Here is a 14,521-nt window from a genome sequence, read left to right as displayed (position 1 = left end):
AGATCCTGTCTTATCGGCCGCCTTCAATCTTACGGTGCCGCTGGTTGGCGCCGCCAGTGCCATAGGGATAGTCCGCCGGTTGCGGTGCGCTGATCTCGTTCAGCCTGTCAGTTTCGGCCTCCGACAGTGTCAGCTTTGCTGCGCCGAGGTTGTCGGCGAGTTGTTCCGGCGTGCGGGCGCCGAGGATAACGGAGGTCACGGCTGGCCGCGCTGCTGTCCAGGCCAGAGCCACTTGCGCCATGCTGACGCCGCGCGCCTTGGCGATCTCCTCGACCGTGGTGATGATCGCCCAGGTCCGGTCCTGCGCGTTGCGCGCCGCATAGGACTCACTGCCGCGATTGGGGTTCTCGCCGAGACGAGTGGCGCCGGTCGGTGTGTCGTCACGCTTGTACTTGCCGGTCAGCCAGCCGCCGCCGAGGGGTGACCATGGCAGCAGGCCCATGCCGGCATCCTGGCAGGCCCCAACGATCTCAAGTTCAATATCGCGAACGAGCAGATTATATTGCGGCTGCAGCGTGACCGGCCGCGTATAGCCGCGCGCCTTGGCGATCTCAACGGCCTTGGCAATGTGCCAGCCGACATAGTTGGAGAAGCCGTAATAGCCGATCTTGCCGGCGGAAACGGCATCGTCGAGAAAGCGCAGCGTCTCCTCGATCGGGGTCAGCGCATCCCAGGCATGCATCTGGTAAAGGTCGATATGCTCGACGTCGAGCCGACGCAACGAGTCGTTCAATGCCTGATTGAGATGCCGGCGTGACAGGCCGATATCGTTCGGGCCGTTGCCCATCGGAAAGCGCCCCTTGGTGGCGATGACGGCCTGCCGTGCTTCGTTGGGCCGGGCCTTCAGCCAACGTCCGATGATCTCCTCCGACTTGCCGGCGCTGTAGACATCGGCGGTGTCAATGAAGTTACCGCCCCAGGCAAAATAATCGTCCAGCAATCTGTGGGATGCCGCTTCGTCCGCCTCCGCGCCGAAGGTCATTGTGCCAAGGCAATAGGCCGTGACGATAGCCCCGCTGGGGCCGAGCTTGCGATAATCCATTCCTGCCTCCTCTGATGGAGCGCCTGCATCCGATCCGCAAAACGGTCGGCAGAGCCGGAGCTCCGTGATCTATAGCGATGTCGTGCTTGAGACGGCCTCCGCCGTCGAATGATGTACGGCGCTCAACGCCTCCGCGTGAGGGCCGTCCGGCAACAATAGTCAATCATACCGCCATGACCAAGCAGATTTCGAGCTGACGTCGCGACGTTTTTGTCGCACTAGCGATCAATCGAAGAAGATCTCGGGCCTCTGCGCCAGCAGCTTGTCAATGGTACGGAAGACCTGCTGGAGATGCTTGGTCATGTGCTTCTTCGCTGCCGCCGAGTTGCCAGATTCGATGGCGCTGACGATCGCCAGATGCTGCTCGTAGAGTTCGGCCAGGTGGCCGGGCTCCGGCAGGCTCAGAACGCGCACACGGTCGAGCTGGCCTTTGACATTCTGGATGACTTTCCAGGCCCGCGTCAGATTGACGGAAGCCGACAGGATGAAATGGAAGTTCTCGTCCTCGGCCAGGAACCCATCCAGATCACCATTGTCGACCGCGCGCTTCTGCCGCGCCAAGCTCTCCTGCAGGCGGGCGATGATGGTGGGATCGGATATCTCGGCGACGCGTCCGACGACAGAGACCTCCAGCGCCTCGCGAATGAATTGCGCTTCCAGAACTTCCGCAACGCGGATAGGCGCGACGAATGTGCCGCGTTGGGGAAAGATATCGACGAGCCCGTCCTCGGAGAGCTTGATCAGCGCTTCGCGAACCGGCGTGCGGCTGACGCCGAGCATGAGGGCCAGCTCCTTTTCGCTCAAGGCCTGCTTGGGCGTGAGGCGGAGATCGAGGATCGACTGGCGAATGCTGCCATAGATCTGCGGCGCCATTGGCAACTTCGGATCGATCGCGAGCAGAGTTGTTGATTGTTTTTCGGTCAGGGCCAAGACTGTTCTCCGATACGGGCAGAGTGCTTCTATCACATGTGCACGGATACGCTCACTCCCTCCCTGCTTAATTGACATATTACCATGGTAGTGTATTTGAATCGAGAGCGAATATCGCCGGATCTGGTGGCGTTGGTTTTCAAAGGAAGTCGGGATGAGACATACGTGGAGATGGTTTGGGCCGATCGACAAGGTCAGCGTCAAGGACGCGGTTCAGGCCGGCGCGGACGGTATCGTCAGCTCTCTCCATCATATCCCGACCGGTGTTGCCTGGCCGCTGGAGGAAATCCGCAAGCGGCAGGAAGAGGTCCGCCAAGGTGGATTGGAATGGGAGCTGGTCGAGAGCATTCCCATCTCCGAAAGCATCAAGACTATGTCCGGCGACTGGAAAGTGCATGTGAAGGCGTGGGCAGACACACTGCACCGTCTGGCTGAAGCCGGGATCTCGACGGTCTGCTACAATTTCATGCCTGTGCTCGACTGGACTCGCACGGATCTGCACTGGCCGACGCCGAGCGGCGCCAAGGCCATGCGTTTCGACCTTGTTGATTTCATCGCCTTCGATCTGCATCTCCTTCAACGGTCGGATGCGGCCGGCGATTATTTTGCCGAATTGGTCGAGGCGGCCGCGCGGCGCTTTGCCGAGATGCCGGAGGAACGGCGTCTCGTTCTTTCCCGCAGCATCGGCGCAGGCCTTCCCGGACAGGCGGAAGCCTACACGCTGGCGGAGCTGCGCACGGAACTTGCGCGTTACGGCACGATCGATGCCGAGCGCCTTCGTGGTCATCTGGTCGATTTCCTGTCCGAGGTGGTGCCGGTTGCCGAAAAGCTGGGCATGCGGCTTTGCGCCCATGGAGACGATCCGCCGTGGCCGCTTCTCGGCCTACCGCGTATTCTTTCGACTGAGGCGGATTACGGCCACATATTGAAGGCGGTCGATAGCCCGGCCAATGGCGTCACCTTCTGTACGGGGTCGCTTGGCGCGCGAGGGGACAATGATCTGCCGGCAATGATCTCCCGGCTGGCCTCGCGCATTCATTTCGTCCATCTGCGCAATGTCCGCCGCGAGATGGTATCGCAGCCCGGTTCCTTCTTCGAGGATGAACACCTCGAGGGCAATGCCGATATGGTCGCGGTGATCGCCGCTATCCTTTCGGAGGAGCGGCGGCGCAAGGTCGAAGGGCGCGCGGATCATACGATCTTCATGCGGCCCGACCATGGGCAGGAAATTCTGGACGATGTGGCGCGCGCGGCGCAGCCGGGCTATCCCGCTATCGGCCGATTGAAAGGTCTCGCGGAGTTGCGCGGCATCGAGCGTGCCCTGTCTCATCCCCAATATGGATTGACACGCTGATGGAACGCTTGAGCAGCCGGACGCAACTGCATGATCTGACTGAATCTCCCGCCTATAATAGGCAGACGCTGAAGCCTGGGATCGTTCACATTGGCCTCGGTGCTTTTCATCGCGCGCATCAAGCGGTCTATACCGACGCGGCGATGGCGCATGTGTTTGGAAACTGGGGCATTGTCGGCGTTAGCCTGCGCTCGACGCAGATCGCCCAGGATATGCGGGCACAGGATTGCCTTTATAGCGTCGTCGCGCGTGATCGCTCGGGCGACAGCGTTCGGGTGGTTGGCTCGATTGTCGAGGCGCTTGCAGCCAACGAGGACGGGGAGGCGGTTCTTGCGAGGCTTGCCGATCCGGCTACTCAGATCGTCACGCTGACCGTCAGCGAAAAGGCTTATGGCATCGACCCCGTTAATGGTGGGCTTGACCACGCCCATCCTGCCATCGCACATGATCTGAAATCTCCGATCAGCCCGACAGGTGTCGTTGGTTATCTGACGGAAGGGCTCTCCCGCCGGAGAGCTGCTGGCCTGCCACCTTTCACTGTTCTTTGCTGTGACAATCTGCCGAGCAATGGCCGCATCGTCCGGCGTCTCGTGATCGAGATGGCAGCGGCGCGCGATCCGGGTCTGGCGGAATGGATATCCGAGACCGTGTCCTTTCCCTGCAGCATGGTGGACCGCATCGTCCCGGCTGCAACAGCAGAAACGCGCGCTCGAGCCGAAAAACTGCTGGGCGTGGAAGACAGGCTGTCGATCGAAGCCGAAACCTTCTCGCAGTGGGTGATCGAGGATGATTTCGTTGGAGATCGTCCCGCGTGGGAAGCGGGTGGCGCGCTCTTCGTTGAGAATGTCGAACCCTACGAGAAGATGAAGCTGCGGCTGCTGAACGGTTCGCATTCGCTGATCGCCTATCTCGGGCAATTGCAGAAGCTTGAATTCGTCCGCGACGTCATGGCCGTGCCGGAGAATGTTGCGCTTGTCCGCCGGCATATGCAGGCGGCGATTCGCACCCTCGATCAGGTGCCCGGCATCGATCTTGCCCACTATATGGATCAGCTGCTGGAGCGCTTCGCCAATCCGGCGATCGACCATCGCACGCAGCAGATCGCCATGGATGGGTCGCAAAAGCTGCCGCAGCGCCTCTTCCAGCCTGCGGTCGATGCCCTTTCTGCAGGGGGCGATTCCGCCGAATTCGCTTTTGCGACAGCGGTTTGGATCGCTTATCTCAAGCAGGCTGAGACCGTCGACGATCCGCGTGCCAAGGAGCTGCTGAAAGCAGCGGCCGAGGAAATGGCGGCAGGCGACGAAACGGCCCCCTTCTTCGCCATCCCGGGACTTTTCCCCAGCGAGCTTCAAGCAAACAGGGCTTGGAGAGAGCAGGTCAATTCATTGCTGAAATCGCTTCAATGACAGCGAACGTGCTGGTTGGTCATCTCTTGCAAAATTGATCTTGCACCTTCCTGTATTCTTGGATACAAGTATGCAAGCTTCATTTTGACGGTCCATTTAGAGGTCGGTTCGTTGGTGGAGCAGGGAGGATACATGGTTGCGATAGCAGTGCGCGCACCTCATCGGCTGGCGCTGGAGGACGGTAATTCTTCTGCCGAACTGGCGCCGGGCGAAGTGTCGATCCGGGTTGTCAGAGCCGGCATCTGCGGGTCCGACATACATATCCTGCACGGTTCGAACCCTTTCGTCGTCTATCCCCGCATCATCGGTCATGAGTTTGCCGGCACGGTAGAGGCGATCGGCGCTGGCGTTTCGCGCCTGGCGATCGGTGACCGCGTCGTCGCCGATCCGGTCATCTCCTGCGGAAAATGTCATCCTTGCCGTATCGGTCGCTCGAATGTCTGCGCCAATCTGCAGGTGATCGGTGTGCACCGTGACGGCGGCTTCCGGTCAATCGCCGTGATGCCGGAGGAGAATGCGGTAAAGGTTTCGCCGTCTCTCGGATTGGATATCGCCGCCCTTGCCGAGCCGCTGGCGGTTGCCGCCAACGTGCTGTCGCGCACCGGCTGTGGCCCGGAGGATGTGGTCTTGATCTATGGCGCGGGCACGGTCGGTTTGACCGTGTTGCAGGTCGCCAAGATGAAGGGCGCGCGCTGCATCATCGCCGACATTGATGATCAGCGTCTCGAGCGTGCCCGCGAATTCGGCGCTGACGTTGTGTTCAACTCGCTGGAGACGTCCGTTGCGGACATGGTCGCCGGCGAACTGGATGGGCTCGGTCCTTCGGTCGTTATCGACGGCGCCGGCATCCCAGCGCTGCTGGAGGAAGCCTGCCGCGTGGCGGCGCCGGCGGGCAGGATCGGGCTGCTTGGGTTTTCGTCTGCCCCTTGCAACGTCAGTCAGCAGGAAATCGTCCGCAAGGAGCTGAGCCTCGTCGGCTCGCGCCTCAACCGCCGCTTCATTCCGGAGGTGGTCAGCTGGCTGGAAAGCGGCGCGCTGAAGCCGGCCGCCATGATCACGCAGACTTTTGCCGCCGCCGATGCCGCGGCTGCCTTTGACCTTATCGAACGGCACCCAGAGAAGACGCTCAAAGTCCAGCTCGCCTTTGACGCATAACCGTCACCGCATTCGTGCGGCGGAAGCATTCATTCTTGTTACCTTGGGAGGGTATATCCATGTTCTTGAAACGCGCATTTCTCGGTCTTCTCGGTGGTCTTGCCATCGCCGCGGCCATTTCCATGCCGGCCTCCGCCGAATCCGGCACTGTTCTTCAGTCGGTTCTGTCCAACGGCAAGCTTCGCGTTGCCGTGCTCGGCAGCCTGCCGCCCTATTCGACGGTCGGTGCCGACGGCGTGCCTGTTGGCTATGACATCGATATAGCGAAGAAGCTGGCGGCGGCCTTAAAGGTCGATCCGGAATTTGTGGTCACCGATATTCCGAGCCGCGTGACCTCGCTGCAGACCGGCAAGGTCGACGTGACGATCGCTGACTTCACCCGCAACGTCGAGCGCTCCACATCGGTTGCCTTTTCGGACCCCTATGTGGTGACCAATATGCGGCTGCTGGTGCCGGAAAGCGCGCCCTACAAGACGATCGAAGAGGCCAATGCCGCCAAGATCCGCGTTGCCATTTCGCGCGGCGGTACGGCGGAGCGCGCTGTGCCGGCCCATCTGCCAAACGCCCAGATCGTCCGCTTCAATACGCAGGCCGATGAACTCAGCGCTCTGTTGTCCGGGCAGGTCGACGCCATGGCGGAAGATGATTTCTACAATCGCAAGGCCATCAGCGACAACCAGGGTAAGCTTCGCCAGGTCGACGGTTCGCTTGCGCGCGCCGAGATCGCCATCGGTGTCCCGGCGGGCGACGCTGATTGGCTGCGGGTCGTCAACCTGTTCGTCGATCAGTTCAACGCTTCCGGCGACAACAAGGCTCTGTTCAACAAGTGGTTCGGCTTCGATCAGCCGTCGCTACAGGCGCAATACTGATCCGGCTGGGGCGGCTTCGGCCGCTCCATCACCCCGCGACGAGATCAGGCGGAGAGGTCCATGCATTATACGCTCCAGTTTCGCAGCATCCGCGAATATCTGCCGCTGCTCTGGGATGCCGCTTATACGACGCTATACCTGTCGATTCTGGCGATCGTCCTCAGCGTTGCCATCGGCTGTGGACTGGCGATCATGCGCCGGAGCCAGAGCCGGCTCACGCGCTTTGTCGCGGTCGCCTATATCGAGGTCATGCGGAACACGCCGCTTCTCGTCATTCTCTACATTGTCTATTTCGCGCTTCCCGCCATGGGATTGCGCTTCTCCTCCTTTGCCGCTGCCTTGATCGGGCTGACGCTGAACAGCGCCGGCTATATGGCCGAGATCATCCGCGCCGGGCTCGTCGCCATCGCGCATGGCCAGTTCGAAGCAGCGCGGGCACAAGGGTTCAACCCCGTGCAGACCTATCGGCACATCATTCTGCCGCAGGTTTTTCGCGTCATCTATGCGCCCCTCGGCAATCAGGTCATCGCGGTCATTCTGGCGTCCTCGTTGGCTTCGGCGGTTGCCGTCGAGGATGTGGCCTCGTGGATGCAGACGGTCGGCTCCACCTCCTTCCGCTTCTTCGAGACCTTCTTGGTGGCGGCGGCCGTCTATCTGGTTCTTTGCCAGACGGTAAACCTCATTCGCCTCGCGATTGGCTGGATGCTCTTCAGGGATAATGGTGCGCGCCGATGAACCACGACCTGTTTTCTTATCTGCCATTGTTCCTGAAGGCGGCCGCGCTCACGATCTGGCTGTCATGGCTGGCGCTGATGATTGGCGCTATTGCGGGAGGTCTCGTGGCGCTGGCGCGAACATCTCGCTGGCTGCCGCTGCGCGTGCTGGCGCTGCTCTTTGTCGAATTCTTCCGGTCCATCCCGATCCTGATCGTGCTGTTCTTCGCCTATTTCGGCCTACCGGTCATGTTTGGCATCGATATCTCGACCTTCACGGCGGCGACCCTTGCGCTGGCGCTTCACGCGACCGCCACGATGTCGGAAGTCATGCGCGCCGGCATCGAAAGCGTCGGGCGCGGGCAATGGGAAGCGGCGCAATCGTCCGGCATGACCTTTGGCCAGACGATGCGGCATGTCGTCGGCCCGCAGGCGCTGCGCGTCGTGCTGCCGCCTTCGGTTGGCGTCTATGTCACGACGCTGAAGGAATCCTCGCTTGCCTCGATCATCGGTTATGTCGAATTGACCAAGACCGGTCTTCTGGTGCGCGAAAGTACCGGCGGAGGCTTCGCGCCGCTATTGATGCTCGGCGTCCTTTATTTCCTCATCAACTATGGAATTTCGTTGGCGGGAGGCGTGCTTGAGCGGCGCTACAACGTCGGAACGAAGCCCTTGCTCGCGGGAGGCGGACAATGACACAGGCAGTCCTGGAATTTGACGGCGTGGTGAAGCGGTTCGGAAAGCGCACCATTCTCGACGGTATTTCGATGCAGGTGCAGCCGGGTGAGATCGTCTGCTTTATCGGCCCCTCCGGCACAGGCAAATCGACACTGCTGCGCTGTGTCAACGGCCTTGAGGATATCCAGGGCGGGGAACTCCGCTTCGAAGGCAAGCCGGTTCTGGCGCATGAGCGCGGGGCAATAACGGCTGTTCGCCGCCGGATCGGCATGATCTTTCAGCACTTCAATCTCTATCCGCATCTGACGGCTCTGGAAAATGTCGTGCTCGCCTCGGTCGTCGTGCACAAGCAGGACCGAAAGACGGTCGAGGCCCGGGCAAAAGCCCTGTTCGAGCGGGTGCGTCTGTCTCACCGGATGAACGCCTATCCGGCGCAGATGTCGGGCGGTGAGCAGCAGCGTGTGGCGATCGCGCGGGCGCTCTGTGCCGAGCCGCACATCCTGCTCTTCGACGAGCCGACCTCGGCGCTCGACCCGGAGACCGTGGGTGAAGTGCTCGGCGTCATGCGCGATCTTGCTCGCGAGGGCCGCACAATGCTAGTCGTCACGCATGAAATCCGCTTCGCCGCGGATGTCGGCACGCGAATGATTTTCATGGATGAAGGCAAGATCGTGGAAGACCGGGAGCCTCGCGCGCTGATCGCCAATCCGGGCAGCGAACGGGCGCGGCGCTTCCTGAGCACCATCACAGCAGAGGCGCATTGAACCGATGACCGTATCTCCAATCCGCCCCCGCATGAGCATCAAGGACCTCTACGACGTCCTCTACATGCGCATCCTGACCGGTGAGCTCAGACCGGGAGCAGCGATTTCGGAAACGAAGATTGCCGACGAGGTAGGGTTGAGCCGAACGCCGGTTCGCCAAGTGTTTCAAAGGCTTGCTGACGCAGGTTTTCTGCTGGTGGTGCCGCAAGTGGGCACTTATGTCGCGCCCATCGAGATCAGTGCGGTTCGTGATGCGCAGTTCGTGCGCGAAATGCTGGAATGCAGTGCCGTCGCCGAAGCCGCCACATCGTCCGTTACAGACAAGGAAGCACGGCTGCACCGGTTTTTGGAGGATCAGCGCCGGCTAATCGGCAAGGGCGATCATATCGGCTTCTTCCTGTCGGACGAGTCGATGCATCGCGCACTGATGGAGATCGCCGGCCATCCGCATGTCTGGGGCATGATTGCCTCGGCAAAGGTCTCGCTGGACCGTCTTCGCTATCTTTCCCTCGAACGGATCGATTGGCTGGAGATGATCTTTCGCCAGCATGAGGATCTGGTCAATTGCGTGGTCGCGGGCGATCCCGAAGGCGCGACCGAGGTGATGCAGGCGCATCTGCGCACCGCTTTTGCCGCTATCGAGCGCATCGCCGCCGACAATGCGGATTTCTTCGCGGAGTAGCGCCCGGAGTTCCGTTTGCGCCAGAGGCGACGTGCCTGACGTCAGGGATTGATTGCGCAAGTTGGGGGCGTGACGTAGAAAACGTTTCATCCCGAATCTTCGTTTCCTGATCTCCGAACGCTTTTGCCCGCCATGGACCAAACGCCAACACCTCGAATGCTGTCCTGGGCACGCAACTCGACGATCTATCGTCTTGAACGCAAGATGATGACCGAGAAGCAGTTGTTCGATGCGATCACCAAAAAGGCGAAACAGAAGTTCGAAGACATCAGCGTCGAGCAGATCAAGGCCGTCGCCGATTACGCGGTCAAGTTCGCCTACGACCAGAATGCGCTCAACGATGTCACCTATGCCGAGATCAGCACGCGCTCTGCTGTCCGCTCCGGCAAATCGAAAAGAGCCATTGCCTTCAAGCTTGCCTCGAAAGGGATAGACAGCGAAACCGTCGTCGCGGCGTTGGACGGAGCGGACGATGCGCGCGCTGCCGTGATCTTCGCCCGAAAGCGCGGCTTCGGGCCATTCCGTCGCGGCGATCTCGATGAGAAGCGGAAGGCGAAGGAATTGTCGGCCTTCGCTCGCAACGGATTCAGTTTCGGAATCGGCAAGACGGTTTTCGGCATGAGCCTGGAGGAGGCGGAAGAAGTGCTGAGCTCCTCGTCTGTTTCCTGAGTGCTGACACTCATTGAACGTGAAGCCCATGCCGGTTAGGTTCGCCGCCTCGAAGCATCGGCTCAATGGGGATTTGCGTGAGGACAAGCGTTCGACTTTGTGTGTTGGCAATCAGCTTTGCCCTGTTGCCGATGGTCGCACATGCGGAATGGCAGGCGGTTGAAAAGGTGCAGACCTATGCCATCGCGGGTAAATCCGGCGCGGAACTCTATGAATCGATTGGCGAGCGCGGTCCGTTCCTCGGCGGTAAAACGAGGGCAATTGCCCATACTGATTTCAAGCTGACTTGGACGCGGAAATACGAGCCGCAGCCGGATGGCGCCTGCATGATCACTGTCAATATACCGAAGCTGATCATCACCTACACATTGCCGAAACCCTCCGCGCAGCTGACTGGCTCGACCCGCAGGAGCTGGCAGCATTTCATTGCCGGCGTCGAAGCGCATGAGCGCGTGCATGGTCAATTCATCAAGGACATGGTCAAGGAAATCGAAGCCACGAGCGTTGGCCTGTCGGTGGCCAACGATCCGAAATGCGGCAAGATCCGGGTGGAGCTGACGAAGCGGCTTGGTGAGATTTCCAAAAGCGAGCGGCAGCGAAACAGCGACTTCGACAAGGTTGAATTCAGCGACGGCGGCAATCTCCAGCAGCTCGTGCTGAAACTGGTGAGAGAGCAGTAGAAGGCCTTGGTGCCCGACCTCGATGCGAACCTGGCCAATTTCTTTTTCGCATTGATCTCATCTTCAGCAAAAAAAGTCCGCAAAATCGCTCGTCGCCGCAAAACTGACACTTCAATCTAACGAACTGAGATGTTAGTTTTGCTCTCATGTTCGATACTCAAAGCCCTTTCCTGACGACCGGCATGCCGGATACGGTCTCGATCGCCGAAGACAGACTGAGGCATGCCATCATTTCCGGCGCGCTTGCGCCCGGTGTGCGGTTGTCCGAGGTCGGGATTTGCAGGGACTACGGCGTGGGTCGTGGCATTGTGCGTGCCGCGCTTGCTCGGCTGGCACATTCCGGCTTCGTCTCGTCCCAGCCACGCAGCGGCTGGAAGGTCGCTCCGATCACGGCCATTGGTCTGCGGGAGGTGATCCTCGGTCGTCGCCAATTGGAGCCGCTGCTGGCCGATGTCGAGCTTTCGCTGGAAGAGTTCAAACGCTTGGAGACGTTGTGCGATATGCATGCTGCCTTGGCTGCTGCGCACGCTGCCGGCCTGGACGAGCAGATCGTTCTGGCGCGACGTTACGAGCGCCAATTGAAGCATTTGCTGGTGACGCATCTGAGGGCGCCGTTGATCGCCGGCTGGCTCGAAAATCTCTGGGATAAATCAGAGCGTTATATCGGTTTCCTCGAGGCGAAGAGTGGTCAGAAATTGCCGCTGGCCGATTGGAGCGCCTTTGTCGATGCCAAACGTGCGGGGCGTGGGCAGGCGGCGCGTGAATGTCTGGCGGAGATCTGCGAGATCTTCGCGCGGTTTGCCCAGGCGCGCTTTCTGGAATCCGACGCCGTCGCCATCGAGGCGGCGTCGAAGAAGGTGAGGGCACCGGCGGCAGATTTGCCCGCAACCGCCTTATCCAAGAGCGAAGAAGTCAACCCGAAGCGGGCGAGTTAGCGCGTCCTTCAGTTTTCCTGCGGTCTGCAATAACGGGAGCAAGACGTGCCTGCATTTATCGCCAAGCGTCTGTTGCAGGCCCTCGTCGCATTGTTCGGCGTGGTGACGCTCGTCTTCTTTCTGCAACGCCTGACCGGCGATCCTGTGCTCCTGCTCGTGCCGCCGGACGCAAGCACGGCCGATATCGACATCATGCGGACGGCCCTCGGCTTCGATCAGCCCCTTTATCTTCAATATCTCCGTTTTCTGGCAGGCTTGCTGCGCTTCGATCTCGGCCAGTCCTATGTCCAGCATCTGCCCGTCTTGGATATCATCGGCAGCCGCGTTCCCTATACATTGTCGCTGGCATCGGGCGCCTTGGTGGTGGCGCTTGGCCTTGGTGTGCCGATCGGCGTTCTCATCGCGGTGCGGCGGCATTCCTGGGAATCGCGCTGGCTGATGAGCTTCGTGCTGATTGGTCAATCGATGCCGACCTTCTGGACATCCATCCTGTTGATCATGCTGTTCGGCGTCGTGCTGCGGTGGCTGCCGACGTCAGGTGCAAGCGGCATGACAAGTTTGCTAATGCCTGCCTTCGCCCTTGGCTTCCTGTCGATGGCGACCTTTGCCCGCGTCGCCCGCACGGCCGTTCTGGATGAGCTGGAGAAGGACTATGTTCGCACCGGCCATGCCAAGGGCCTGTCGACGGCGCGCATCGTGATACGCCATTTGTTGCGCAACGCGGCCGTGCCGCTGGTGACGATATCGGCGCTCGAGATCGCCAACCTGCTGACCGGCGCCATCATCATCGAGACCGTGTTTGCCTGGCCGGGCCTTGGCCAGCTGACGATACAGGCAATCAGCGCGCGGGATTTCCCGATCGTGCAGGGCGTTGTGCTGATCGGCGCGGCGGCCGCTATCCTGCTCAATCTTCTCGCCGATGTTCTCTATAGCGTCATCGATCCGCGCATTCGTCTTTCCGGGAGGCAGGTATGAGTGTTTTGGCCGCCGGACCGGTAAGACTTATTCGCCGCACACCTACAGGCGTCGTGATCTCGGTCGTCGTTCTGACCCTGATCGTGCTGATGGCGATCTTCGCTCCGTTGATCGCACCACACGATCCGAATACGCAAAATCTCCTCGGCCGATTGAAGCCGCCGGGCACGGTGGCGCGCAACACGCTCTATCTGATCGGTTCCGATGAACTCGGGCGCGATACGCTCAGCCGCCTGATCTACGGCGCGCGGGTCTCGCTATTCGTCGCCGTTTCATCCGTACTGCTGTCGGGAATTTTTGGCTCCGTCATCGGAATGCTCGCTGCATTTTATCGCGGCTGGACCGAGACGCTCATTATGCGGCTGGTCGACATCGTTCTCTCGGTGCCCGCCATCCTCCTGGCGATCATCACGGTCGCCGTACTTGGTCCCGGCCTTGTGAATGTCGTGCTGATCCTGGCGCTGACCCGCTGGCCGCGCTATGCACGCGTTGCCTACGGCCAGACATTGACGGTCGCCAACATGCCCTATCTGCGCTTGTCTCGGTTCATGGGGGCGGGCTGGTTTCGTGTCCTTTGGCGGCATGTCCTGCCGAATATCGCCGGCGGGCTGATCGTCGTCGCAACGCTTGAATTCGGACTGATGGTGCTATTCGAGGCCGGTCTTTCCTTCCTTGGCCTCGGGGTCCAGCCGCCGACGGCCAGCTGGGGCGCAATGCTGTCAACCGGGCGCAACTATGTGGCAACGGCCTGGTGGCTTTCCGTCATGCCGGGTGCCGCGCTCTTTCTTCTCGTTCTTTCCGTCAATTTCATCGGCGATCATCTGCGTGATCGTCTCGACCCACGGAGCAATTGAACCACATGGTTGATTTTTCAGAGGATTTCAAAGGAAAGCGCGTCGTCGTCACCGGTGCTGCGGGCATCTTCGGTGGCTGGATCGCGCAGGCTTTCGCAAATGCCGGTGCACACGTCCTTTTGACGGACAAAGACCCTAACCGTCTCAGCGCTGCTAACGAAAGTCTCGCAGGCAGTGGGCATCTGCAATTTGCGGCGGATCTGACATCGGATGCCGATATCAAGGCATTGCTCGCCTATGTCGCCGAAAACTGGGGCGCGGCCGACGTTCTGGTCAACAATGCCGGCATTTATCCATCCGGATTCCTTCTCGATATCGATGCCGACGATTGGGATAAGATTTTTGGCATCAATCTGCGTGCGCCGTTCCTGTTGTCGCAGGGTATTGCGCGCCAGATGATCGCTCAGGGTGTCAAGGGCTCGATTATCAACATCTCCTCTGGTGCGGCACGCAAGATGCGGCGCAGCGTTGTACCCTATTGCGTTTCGAAGACGGCGCTCGACCGCTTGAACAAGGGTCTTGCCATCGAGCTCGCTGAGTTCGGTATCCGGGTCAACATCGTCGAGCCGGGCTTTGCGCCCGGCAGCGAAGTCAGCCACCTGACGCAAGAGCATATCGATAGCGTGCTCGGCAATATCCCGCTCGGCCGTCCCTCGCAGCCGACGGATGCGGCCAACGCCGTCCTCTTTCTCGCCTCGGATGCCGCCGCCTATATCACCGGCTCGACGCTGGCGGCCGATGGCGGCAACTCCATCGGATCGCTTGCCGTCTATCAGGCGAAGAAGAAGCCATTATAGGTCGGGAAGGAAGACGAT

The 14,521-nt window shown here is 60.4% G+C and carries 16 protein-coding genes; 14 read left to right on the top strand and 2 right to left on the bottom strand.

Features of this window, described 5'->3' with window-relative positions; genetic code table 11:
- Nucleotides 1-10 precede the first annotated feature (10 nt).
- Nucleotides 11-1,042, bottom strand: a complete 1,032-nt coding sequence (locus EX00_RS12595) for an aldo/keto reductase (RefSeq protein WP_047458027.1) — start codon at nt 1,040-1,042, stop codon at nt 11-13.
- Between the two features lie 225 nt (nt 1,043-1,267).
- A complete protein-coding gene (locus EX00_RS12590; protein ID WP_047458026.1) occupies nt 1,268-1,972 on the bottom strand; it encodes a GntR family transcriptional regulator in 705 nt (234 codons plus the stop codon).
- 154 nt (nt 1,973-2,126) lie between these two features.
- On the opposite strand from EX00_RS12590, the gene uxuA reads away from it, so the two are divergent.
- The 14 genes from uxuA to EX00_RS12520 all read left to right on the top strand — a co-directional run bounded on the left by uxuA (nt 2,127) and on the right by EX00_RS12520 (nt 14,503).
- On the top strand, nt 2,127-3,326 hold the full coding sequence (gene uxuA / locus EX00_RS12585) for a mannonate dehydratase (RefSeq protein WP_047458024.1): 1,200 nt from the start codon (nt 2,127-2,129) through the stop codon (nt 3,324-3,326).
- Complete coding sequence (locus EX00_RS12580; protein ID WP_047458022.1) at nt 3,323-4,732, top strand: mannitol dehydrogenase family protein; 1,410 nt, start codon at nt 3,323-3,325, stop codon at nt 4,730-4,732. The genes uxuA and EX00_RS12580 overlap by 4 nt, the downstream gene beginning before the upstream one ends.
- A 132-nt stretch (nt 4,733-4,864) precedes the next feature.
- Nucleotides 4,865-5,887 (top strand): Zn-dependent oxidoreductase, encoded by a 1,023-nt coding sequence (locus EX00_RS12575; protein ID WP_047458019.1) that lies wholly within the window; start codon nt 4,865-4,867, stop codon nt 5,885-5,887.
- A gap of 59 nt (nt 5,888-5,946) precedes the next feature.
- Nucleotides 5,947-6,756 (top strand): transporter substrate-binding domain-containing protein, encoded by an 810-nt coding sequence (locus EX00_RS12570; protein ID WP_047458017.1) that lies wholly within the window; start codon nt 5,947-5,949, stop codon nt 6,754-6,756.
- A 60-nt stretch (nt 6,757-6,816) separates the two neighbouring features.
- Nucleotides 6,817-7,491 (top strand): amino acid ABC transporter permease, encoded by a 675-nt coding sequence (locus EX00_RS12565; RefSeq protein WP_047458014.1) that lies wholly within the window; start codon nt 6,817-6,819, stop codon nt 7,489-7,491.
- Entirely contained in the window at nt 7,488-8,165 is a 678-nt protein-coding gene (locus EX00_RS12560) for an amino acid ABC transporter permease (RefSeq protein WP_047458011.1), read from the top strand. The genes EX00_RS12565 and EX00_RS12560 overlap by 4 nt, the downstream gene beginning before the upstream one ends.
- Nucleotides 8,162-8,911: an amino acid ABC transporter ATP-binding protein gene (locus EX00_RS12555; protein ID WP_047458008.1), complete on the top strand. Its 750-nt coding sequence runs from the start codon at nt 8,162-8,164 to the stop codon at nt 8,909-8,911. The genes EX00_RS12560 and EX00_RS12555 overlap by 4 nt, the downstream gene beginning before the upstream one ends.
- A 4-nt stretch (nt 8,912-8,915) precedes the next feature.
- Nucleotides 8,916-9,593, top strand: coding sequence for a GntR family transcriptional regulator (locus tag EX00_RS12550; RefSeq protein ID WP_047458006.1), 678 nt, complete (start codon nt 8,916-8,918; stop codon nt 9,591-9,593).
- A 132-nt stretch (nt 9,594-9,725) separates the two neighbouring features.
- Nucleotides 9,726-10,262 (top strand): recombination regulator RecX, encoded by a 537-nt coding sequence (gene recX / locus EX00_RS12545; protein WP_047458003.1) that lies wholly within the window; start codon nt 9,726-9,728, stop codon nt 10,260-10,262.
- Nucleotides 10,263-10,327: 65 nt separating this feature from the next.
- Nucleotides 10,328-10,942, top strand: a complete 615-nt coding sequence (locus EX00_RS12540) for a DUF922 domain-containing Zn-dependent protease (protein ID WP_202903709.1) — start codon at nt 10,328-10,330, stop codon at nt 10,940-10,942.
- A 146-nt stretch (nt 10,943-11,088) separates the two neighbouring features.
- On the top strand, nt 11,089-11,877 hold the full coding sequence (locus EX00_RS12535) for a GntR family transcriptional regulator (RefSeq protein WP_047458000.1): 789 nt from the start codon (nt 11,089-11,091) through the stop codon (nt 11,875-11,877).
- A gap of 45 nt (nt 11,878-11,922) precedes the next feature.
- The gene (locus EX00_RS12530; RefSeq protein ID WP_047457996.1) at nt 11,923-12,852 is read left to right on the top strand and encodes an ABC transporter permease; all 930 of its coding nucleotides are present in this window, start codon (nt 11,923-11,925) and stop codon (nt 12,850-12,852) included.
- Entirely contained in the window at nt 12,849-13,706 is an 858-nt protein-coding gene (locus EX00_RS12525; RefSeq protein ID WP_047457994.1) for an ABC transporter permease, read from the top strand. Before EX00_RS12530 ends, EX00_RS12525 begins: the two co-directional genes overlap by 4 nt.
- 5 nt (nt 13,707-13,711) lie before the next feature.
- Nucleotides 13,712-14,503 carry an SDR family NAD(P)-dependent oxidoreductase gene (locus tag EX00_RS12520; protein ID WP_047457990.1) on the top strand — a complete coding sequence of 264 codons (792 nt, stop codon included), beginning with the start codon at nt 13,712-13,714 and terminating at the stop codon, nt 14,501-14,503.
- Nucleotides 14,504-14,521: the final 18 nt, after the last annotated feature.

Origin of the sequence: Martinezella rhizogenes, assembly GCF_000799715.1 — a bacterium.
GTDB classification, from domain to species: domain Bacteria; phylum Pseudomonadota; class Alphaproteobacteria; order Rhizobiales; family Rhizobiaceae; genus Rhizobium; species Rhizobium rhizogenes_C.
Note: the sequence above shows the minus strand (reverse complement) of the source record. Positions and strands in the feature narration are given on the sequence as shown.

Excerpts from the sequence above, each read along its gene's own strand:
- EX00_RS12595 (WP_047458027.1), bottom strand. The coding sequence starts at position 1,042 with ATGGATTATCGCAAGCTCGGCCCCAGCGGGGCTATCGTCACGGCCTAT.
- uxuA (WP_047458024.1), top strand. The coding sequence starts at position 2,127 with ATGAGACATACGTGGAGATGGTTTGGGCCGATCGACAAGGTCAGCGTC.
- EX00_RS12575 (WP_047458019.1), top strand. The coding sequence starts at position 4,865 with ATGGTTGCGATAGCAGTGCGCGCACCTCATCGGCTGGCGCTGGAGGAC.
- EX00_RS12570 (WP_047458017.1), top strand. The coding sequence starts at position 5,947 with ATGTTCTTGAAACGCGCATTTCTCGGTCTTCTCGGTGGTCTTGCCATC.
- EX00_RS12565 (WP_047458014.1), top strand. The coding sequence starts at position 6,817 with ATGCATTATACGCTCCAGTTTCGCAGCATCCGCGAATATCTGCCGCTG.
- EX00_RS12560 (WP_047458011.1), top strand. The coding sequence starts at position 7,488 with ATGAACCACGACCTGTTTTCTTATCTGCCATTGTTCCTGAAGGCGGCC.
- EX00_RS12555 (WP_047458008.1), top strand. The coding sequence starts at position 8,162 with ATGACACAGGCAGTCCTGGAATTTGACGGCGTGGTGAAGCGGTTCGGA.
- EX00_RS12550 (WP_047458006.1), top strand. The coding sequence starts at position 8,916 with ATGACCGTATCTCCAATCCGCCCCCGCATGAGCATCAAGGACCTCTAC.
- recX (WP_047458003.1), top strand. The coding sequence starts at position 9,726 with ATGGACCAAACGCCAACACCTCGAATGCTGTCCTGGGCACGCAACTCG.
- EX00_RS12540 (WP_202903709.1), top strand. The coding sequence starts at position 10,328 with ATGGGGATTTGCGTGAGGACAAGCGTTCGACTTTGTGTGTTGGCAATC.
- EX00_RS12535 (WP_047458000.1), top strand. The coding sequence starts at position 11,089 with ATGTTCGATACTCAAAGCCCTTTCCTGACGACCGGCATGCCGGATACG.
- EX00_RS12525 (WP_047457994.1), top strand. The coding sequence starts at position 12,849 with ATGAGTGTTTTGGCCGCCGGACCGGTAAGACTTATTCGCCGCACACCT.
- EX00_RS12520 (WP_047457990.1), top strand. The coding sequence starts at position 13,712 with ATGGTTGATTTTTCAGAGGATTTCAAAGGAAAGCGCGTCGTCGTCACC.